Genomic DNA, 6,401 nt, shown 5'->3' with positions numbered 1-6,401 from the left:
TAGCACACTCTTTCAGAAAAGGGGAGAAGAACATCCCGAAGGAATTTGCAAAAAAGAAGGCTTTTTATGCGGAGATAAAATGATAATTTACAGTACTTGATTTGGCACAATCGGGAATTGAGGGTTATGAGAATTTAGCTAAAGTCGAAATCGGTGATACTGTTCGCACATATGACCCATTGCTAGAGATTGATAGAAGATTAAGGATCATTGCACGTGACTATAACCCTTTTCAACGAATAAATCCGTTCGTGCAGATTGGAAATGTTGTTCGTGATATCACAACCTATATACGTGATAAGTTGAAAGGAGAAAAAGAGACTGATCCAGAAACTCCAACTGCAAATAATTATTGGTTAAGTGAATTTAGATTTGGTGATATAAACTGCTTGAATTTAGATGGTGTACTGTTAAAGAATAATGCGACTAAAGATGATATTGTCGCAGAAATTGAATACGTAAAACCTGACAGTTATTTGGGACTATTTTTAAACCTAAAAGAAGAATATGCCGATTACACTATAACCGTGACATTATATCATCCTGATTTTTTTCCGGATGGTTATAGTTTTAATTGGGATGAGATAAAGGATATAATAGCAGAACAATGGTTTCCAAGTGGAATGGAAGCAATATTAATAACCATTTCTAATCAAAATAATGAAAAACAAGTTTATGGAATCAAGTTTGTTCAAAATATTCCTCAAATTTTTAAGGGAGTATTTCGTGGTAGCGCATCTGAAGGCGGTTTTAGAGTCGAGATACTTGATGACAACCTAGACAGAACGGGTACACTTGTTGATGTTTTATATGAGTTAGCATTACCGTATGATATTGTAATCAATAATGGAGATACAGTTTTGGTAATTGATAATGTAATTGTAGGGAAAATACGTAGGAATATGTCATAGGTTTAGTAAACAGCTTCTAAATCAGCATGCCGTTTTAGGTGCTGATTTTTATTTTGTTTTTTGTGAGGAGATGAGAACATGGATCATATTTTTAAAACGGCTGTTTCTATTGGAGGCGCTCTTGCCTCCTATTTATTTGGAGGGTGGAGCGCTTTACTTACAGTATTGCTTACATTTGTTGTGTTTGATTATATGTCTGGTGTTGTGGCTGCCTATTTAGAGAAAAAACTCAATTCAGGAGTTGGTGTCAAAGGAATCGCCAAAAAAGTGGCGATTTTTTTAGTTGTCGCCATCGCCAATATGGTCGATATTGCTCTCGGTGGGGAAGTCCATATGTTTCGGGATGCCACAATTTGGTTTTATCTAGCCAATGAACTCTTAAGTATTATTGAAAATCTCGGCAAAATCGGTGTTCCCATCCCAGAAAAACTGCGCAATGCGGTGCAAGTATTGCAGGGAAAAGGAGAGGAGAAATAATGGTGAAAATCTTCATTGATCCAGGACATGGCGGCAATGATCCAGGAGCAGTCGCAAACGGATTGAAGGAAAAAGAATTGACTTTGAAAATCGCTAAGAAAATTCAATCCCTTTTGGGAGAATATCAAAACATTTCAGTCAAATTATCCCGAACAACAGACGTATATTTATCCCTTTCTCAACGTGCCGATCTGGCCAACAAATGTGGGGCAGACTATTTCATTTCCGTTCACATCAATGCCGGCGGCGGTACAGGGTTTGAAAGCTATATCTACAATGGAAGTGTCAGCTCAGCAACAATTGCATATCAAAACGTTATGCATCAGGAAATTATGAAGGCTATTAGTGGCGTAAAAGACCGTGGTAAAAAACGAGCCAACTATGCGGTACTTCGAGAAACGAAAATGCCGGCAATTTTGACAGAGAACTTGTTTATTGACAATTCAAGTGACGCAGGAAAATTGAAGTCTGATGCTTTTCTGGATCAGATTGCGTTTGGCCATGTACAGGGGCTTGTAAAAGCTTTCGGCCTAAAGAAAAAAGCAGCATCTAACCAAAAAGAAGTCTACCGCGTACAAGTCGGGGCTTTTGCTGACAGAAAAAATGCGGAAAAATTAGCTGCGGAGCTCAAGAAAAAAGGCTATCCGGCCTTTATCACGAAATAAAAAAAGCACGGCCTTTTGGTCGTGCTTAATACTCTAATCTAAAATCATTGTAGTCTAGTTCATCGAATATATAATTGTATAGTCAATGATTATTTTAAGATTTTTTTCAATTCGTCCAGATCTTCTTTCCAAAAAAGCTGGACCTTTCCCTTCCCGGATCCAGATTCTTTGCAAGGCACAATATGTCCTTCTCTGATATGATGCTGGAAAGCTACGTTGGATAGACCAACGTAGCTTTCAGCTTCACGTCTTGTCAAAATTCGTTGCAGAAATTCTTCTTTAGTCATTTTCTCCATTGGTGATATCCTCCCGAATTGGCTTGAAATATTTTTCCTCGGCTGCTTTTCTTGCTTTTATTGCATCTTCTTTGTCATCAAAATATCCAAGTGATCCTCATTGCTTCTGCAATATAGTCAGAAGCTCTGCCACCAAAACGTTTAACACCATTTCGAGCAATTTTCCAAGCGTTGTTCATAACCGATCTCTTGGTTAATTTCATTTCCATTACCTCCCCTTGTTTGCACTTTAATTATATAATTATACAATTGTATAATAAACACCTTTTTTGAAATTTTTTGCATAAAAAAATCCACTCACTCGAGCGGAATTGACCATATCTGCCCATTCGTTTCACCCTACTTTTCGTTTCTTTATTGGACCAATTGAAAGGATGTTCGATCGCTTAAACGTTCGGAAAGTTTTTCGAAAATGACAGTAAGCACGAATGTATTTATCGTTAAAGTCTTTTACCGTAATGAATCTTTCTGTTATTACCCCTTGATCGTTCATGTAGATCATCTTTAAAGCAAAACCATGATTTTTAGCATTCAGCAGCAATCCTTTCATCTGATCACCTTCTAAGAACATTTGTTCTTATTATAACCGAATATATGTTCTGTTAAAAGGTGAAAATTTTTGGTAAATAAAAAATACAAATATGGTAATATGTAGGTAAAAAGGAATAGGAGAGAATGTATTAAATGAGGAAGTTATTTTCAATTTTAGCGGTTGTCTTTATGTTGTTTTTGGTGGGTTGCAATTCTGAAAAAACAGAATCAAAGACAGAAGTGGATCCGAAAGAAATTGAAAGCAGAATTTCAGAAGCATTAAAACAAATGGGGGAAAAGACAAATTTGAAAATCATCTCCAGTGAAGAAAATGAGGATGGTCAGCATGTTATTGCGTTATCTGAAAACATTCATGTATTTATCAAAGATAACAAGATAACCCTTGCAGCAATGCCAGACACTCTTTTCGCTGAAAAAGAGGATTTAAATTTTGCTTTTGTTCTACTGGTCGGTATAGCCGATGATTCTTTAAGCTATGGAGAACGTAACAAGGTAGTTTCTGAACTAGGACTTACCGATAGTAAAAACAATCTAATGGACTATACGAAAGTAAATAATCATAATAATGTGCAGTATACATATAAAGGCGATAAAGAATCAATTTTGTTACAAGCGGAAATAAAATAAAAGAAGGCGGAGAAAAGTCCGCCTTAAATTTTTATGGGGACAAATTGGGGACAAAAGCTACTTGTTGCCTCAGAAATTCACTCGGATTTACGCTAAGATGAAAAAGAAAAACCCTTGATTTTCAAGGGTTTTAAAAATTAGCAACAATTCACAAGATAAATGTTATAATTTATGAGGAATTGAAACCAATAAAATTGCCGAAGTTTACGAATCGTGGGCATGGCGGTTTTTATCTTAACTATGAGGAATTGAAACCCATACCTCCAAGCATAAATCCCACCGAAAAGTATGTTTTTATCTTAACTATGAGGAATTGAAACTAAGATGGGCAGTCAGATAGTGATATGCTCCCCTTAAGGTAGACAGATTAAAATATAAAAAATCTGTTTTACCTTAGGAGGAGTTTTTCTATGTATAAGCAATATACTACAGAGCTCAAACTTGAAGTTTTACTTGCATATGAAAACCGAGAATGTACTATTCAAAAGCTTTGTAAAAGGTATCAAATTACTAAATATTCTTTAAGGCAATGGATAAATGAATTTGAGGAATTTGGAATAGAGGGTTTAGAACGTTCAAATTCTTGGAAAGGTTTTAAGGAAGCAGCTGTAAAAGATTATTTATCTGGTGAGTTCTCACAGTACGAGATTGTCAGGACATATGGTATTTCAAGTAGATCGGTACTTCAACGATGGATTAAGAAGTATAATAGCCATAGAGATTTAAAGGATACGTCGAAAGGAAAGACAAGCTCTATGACTAAAGGAAGAAAAACGACTTGCAATGAACGGATACAAATTGTGCTTGATTGTTTAGGGAACGGAAAAGATTATAAAAAAAACAGCAGAGACTTAAGAAGTTTCTTATCAACAAGTATATCAATGGGTGAAGAAGTATGAAAATGGTGGAGAAGAAGCGCTTAAAGACAATCGAGGAAGAAAAAAAGATGTCACAGAATTAAAATATGGTTCATCAAAGAAAGCCTATTTAAGTGCTATTCTTGATCTATATGATGGATCAATTGTTAGCTATGTTTTAGGACATTCCGATCATAATCATCTTGTATTCAAAACGTTGGATCAAGCCACCGCACTTTTAAATGGAGAGCATCCACTTATTCATAGTGACCGTGGGTTCCAATATACCTCTCATGGTTAACGTAGAATAGACCAAGCAGGGATGACACAAAGTATGTCAAGAGTAGGCAGATGTATTGATAATGGGCCAATGGAATCTTTTTGGGGAACGCTTTAAATGCGAGAAGTATTATTTACATAAGTATCAGACATTTGAAGAATTAGCTCTTGCGATTGATGAGTACATCCGCTTTTATAATTATGAAAGGTATCAAAAAAGATTAAACGGCCTTAGCCCCATGGAATATAGAGCTAAAGCCGCTTAGGTATATTTTTATTATTTCTACTGTCTACTTGACAGGGGGCAGTTCATTTTTGGACAGCCTCTTTTTAAGCTTTTCTTTATGAGCTCTTTGATCAAATTATTTTTAACCCAAATAATAAAGAAAAACCTTGAAATACCGGTTGCCAATCAAGGTTTAAAGTTTTGAAACTTACTCTTGTTAACATCTACTTTTTTAATAATTCTTTATATAATTTTTCAGATTTATGCAATTCTTCTAATAACGGATTTTCATAGTCACTATAACTATCCAAATAAGCCCGTATGCTGCCAATAATATTTATTGCTTTAATATCTTTATCTTTCTCTAATATTTCCAATGCACTCTTATATCTTTTATATATAAGTTGAAGAACACCACTTTTTATTTCATTACAATAATCTTGTTCAAGATTATTTAAGACAATTTTTATTTGTTGGATTAACTGCTTTTTATTATCCATTATACCCTCCTCCTATCTATTTGGAACCTCTCTTATTTCCTTTATACATTCTGATGGCCATCCTTGTGGTAGTAGTATTTGATCCCCATCACCTTTTAATAATGCTCCTGTTTTTGTATATTGCTTTTCAACCCTACCAAAATTTAAAACTTGACCTTTCGGTACTTCTATAACAGCTTCATATTGTCTAGAATTTTTCCAATCCGGTACTAAAGCGGTATTAATTTTAGCATTTATTCTATTTCCAGCTGGGCTAGTAGTTACAAATGAACCATTAACCTTTGCACCACCACCAAAAGTTCTATATAACGTAATATTTTCTTCTGTAATTACAGTTCTATAAATACCATCAGTAAATGATTCTCTTATCCAATCTAAGGGTATTAATGGTATCCGTCTCTTTAGCATGCATATCAGCCAAACTCCATGTAGGTATAACCATCATAAACTCTGAAATTAATGTTCAGTTATTTTAAGAGCGAAACCATTAATAATAAAAAGAACCTTGAAAGGCATATAGCCAATCAAGGTGCATAACTATTTTATTCAAATATTGTTTATTTTTCTTACCCATAATTCTATAATTTTTTTTAGTTCAATCGTTTCAATTATGCATTCTTCTTCGTCCTCACTGTAATTATCTATTATTTTGGTGATGTCCTTTTTAATTTCTAACGTACAGTTATTACCCGTACACTCCTCATAGCTAGATTCACCTTTTAAAACCTTGTGTATTAAATTTATCCACGGTTCACCATTGCTTTGAATATCCCCCATAAGAAGAATTGCTACAGGTGAAATACAACTCGGAACGTTTACTTCCAATCCTTTATCATTCTCCTTAAAACTAATTTCATATTTCATAATACCCCCCCTAATACATCGGATATACCGTCTTAACTTTACCCTCGGAATCTTGTAAATTAGCACACTATTTTAGAACCACTTTTTTCAAATTATTTTGGACTAAAATCGGAAATACCTCGCAAAATGTTTGCGAATTCTCTCCGA

Annotated in this window: 10 protein-coding genes and 1 pseudogene; 6 read left to right on the top strand and 5 right to left on the bottom strand. The window is 34.7% G+C overall.

Going from position 1 to position 6,401, the window contains the following annotated elements:
* The first annotated feature begins 101 nt into the window (after nucleotides 1-101).
* From FB379_RS18010 to FB379_RS18000, 3 genes are all read left to right on the top strand, one after another.
* Nucleotides 102-911: a hypothetical protein gene (locus FB379_RS18010; RefSeq protein ID WP_144598564.1), complete on the top strand. Its 810-nt coding sequence runs from the start codon at nucleotides 102-104 to the stop codon at nucleotides 909-911.
* A gap of 78 nt (nucleotides 912-989) precedes the next feature.
* Nucleotides 990-1,388, top strand: coding sequence for a phage holin family protein (locus tag FB379_RS18005; RefSeq protein WP_144598563.1), 399 nt, complete (start codon nucleotides 990-992; stop codon nucleotides 1,386-1,388).
* The gene (locus FB379_RS18000) at nucleotides 1,388-2,053 is read left to right on the top strand and encodes an N-acetylmuramoyl-L-alanine amidase (protein ID WP_144598562.1); all 666 of its coding nucleotides are present in this window, start codon (nucleotides 1,388-1,390) and stop codon (nucleotides 2,051-2,053) included. Before FB379_RS18005 ends, FB379_RS18000 begins: the two co-directional genes overlap by 1 nt.
* Before the next feature lie 89 nt (nucleotides 2,054-2,142).
* On the opposite strand, the gene FB379_RS17995 is transcribed toward FB379_RS18000, so the two are convergent.
* Nucleotides 2,143-2,349 (bottom strand): hypothetical protein, encoded by a 207-nt coding sequence (locus FB379_RS17995; protein WP_144598561.1) that lies wholly within the window; start codon nucleotides 2,347-2,349, stop codon nucleotides 2,143-2,145.
* A gap of 77 nt (nucleotides 2,350-2,426) precedes the next feature.
* Nucleotides 2,427-2,552 (bottom strand): hypothetical protein, encoded by a 126-nt coding sequence (locus FB379_RS17990; RefSeq protein WP_144598560.1) that lies wholly within the window; start codon nucleotides 2,550-2,552, stop codon nucleotides 2,427-2,429.
* A 481-nt stretch (nucleotides 2,553-3,033) separates the two neighbouring features.
* Here FB379_RS17990 and FB379_RS17980 point away from each other — a divergent pair, with 481 nt between their 5' ends.
* From FB379_RS17980 to FB379_RS19390, 3 genes and pseudogenes are all read left to right on the top strand, one after another.
* Entirely contained in the window at nucleotides 3,034-3,528 is a 495-nt protein-coding gene (locus FB379_RS17980; protein ID WP_144598558.1) for a hypothetical protein, read from the top strand.
* A gap of 410 nt (nucleotides 3,529-3,938) precedes the next feature.
* A complete protein-coding gene (locus tag FB379_RS19395; protein ID WP_144598557.1) occupies nucleotides 3,939-4,427 on the top strand; it encodes a helix-turn-helix domain-containing protein in 489 nt (162 codons plus the stop codon).
* Nucleotides 4,428-4,473: 46 nt separating this feature from the next.
* Nucleotides 4,474-4,930: pseudogene (locus tag FB379_RS19390) on the top strand (IS3 family transposase); the annotation flags it as partial.
* 184 nt (nucleotides 4,931-5,114) lie between these two features.
* Here the strand turns inward: FB379_RS19390 and FB379_RS17960 are convergent.
* The 3 genes from FB379_RS17960 to FB379_RS17950 all read right to left on the bottom strand — a co-directional run bounded on the left by FB379_RS17960 (nucleotide 5,115) and on the right by FB379_RS17950 (nucleotide 6,254).
* The gene (locus FB379_RS17960) at nucleotides 5,115-5,390 is read right to left on the bottom strand and encodes a hypothetical protein (RefSeq protein ID WP_066248432.1); all 276 of its coding nucleotides are present in this window, start codon (nucleotides 5,388-5,390) and stop codon (nucleotides 5,115-5,117) included.
* Nucleotides 5,391-5,402: 12 nt separating this feature from the next.
* Nucleotides 5,403-5,798 carry a hypothetical protein gene (locus FB379_RS18895; RefSeq protein ID WP_242009368.1) on the bottom strand — a complete coding sequence of 132 codons (396 nt, stop codon included), beginning with the start codon at nucleotides 5,796-5,798 and terminating at the stop codon, nucleotides 5,403-5,405.
* Between the two features lie 138 nt (nucleotides 5,799-5,936).
* A complete protein-coding gene (locus tag FB379_RS17950) occupies nucleotides 5,937-6,254 on the bottom strand; it encodes a hypothetical protein (protein WP_013877120.1) in 318 nt (105 codons plus the stop codon).
* Nucleotides 6,255-6,401 lie beyond the last annotated feature (147 nt).

Origin of the sequence: Aeribacillus composti (genome assembly GCF_007827555.1) — a bacterium.
GTDB classification, from domain to species: Bacteria; Bacillota; Bacilli; order Bacillales; family Aeribacillaceae; genus Aeribacillus; species Aeribacillus composti.
This window is presented reverse-complemented; position numbering and strand designations above follow the sequence as displayed.

What these genes read in the sequence shown, in the direction of transcription:
- FB379_RS18005 (WP_144598563.1), top strand. Translation starts at nt 990, where the DNA reads ATGGATCATATTTTTAAAACGGCTGTTTCTATTGGAGGCGCTCTTGCC.
- FB379_RS18000 (WP_144598562.1), top strand. Translation starts at nt 1,388, where the DNA reads ATGGTGAAAATCTTCATTGATCCAGGACATGGCGGCAATGATCCAGGA.
- FB379_RS17995 (WP_144598561.1), bottom strand. Translation starts at nt 2,349, where the DNA reads ATGGAGAAAATGACTAAAGAAGAATTTCTGCAACGAATTTTGACAAGA.
- FB379_RS17990 (WP_144598560.1), bottom strand. Translation starts at nt 2,552, where the DNA reads ATGAAATTAACCAAGAGATCGGTTATGAACAACGCTTGGAAAATTGCT.
- FB379_RS17980 (WP_144598558.1), top strand. Translation starts at nt 3,034, where the DNA reads ATGAGGAAGTTATTTTCAATTTTAGCGGTTGTCTTTATGTTGTTTTTG.
- FB379_RS19395 (WP_144598557.1), top strand. Translation starts at nt 3,939, where the DNA reads ATGTATAAGCAATATACTACAGAGCTCAAACTTGAAGTTTTACTTGCA.
- FB379_RS17960 (WP_066248432.1), bottom strand. Translation starts at nt 5,390, where the DNA reads ATGGATAATAAAAAGCAGTTAATCCAACAAATAAAAATTGTCTTAAAT.
- FB379_RS18895 (WP_242009368.1), bottom strand. Translation starts at nt 5,798, where the DNA reads ATGCTAAAGAGACGGATACCATTAATACCCTTAGATTGGATAAGAGAA.
- FB379_RS17950 (WP_013877120.1), bottom strand. Translation starts at nt 6,254, where the DNA reads ATGAAATATGAAATTAGTTTTAAGGAGAATGATAAAGGATTGGAAGTA.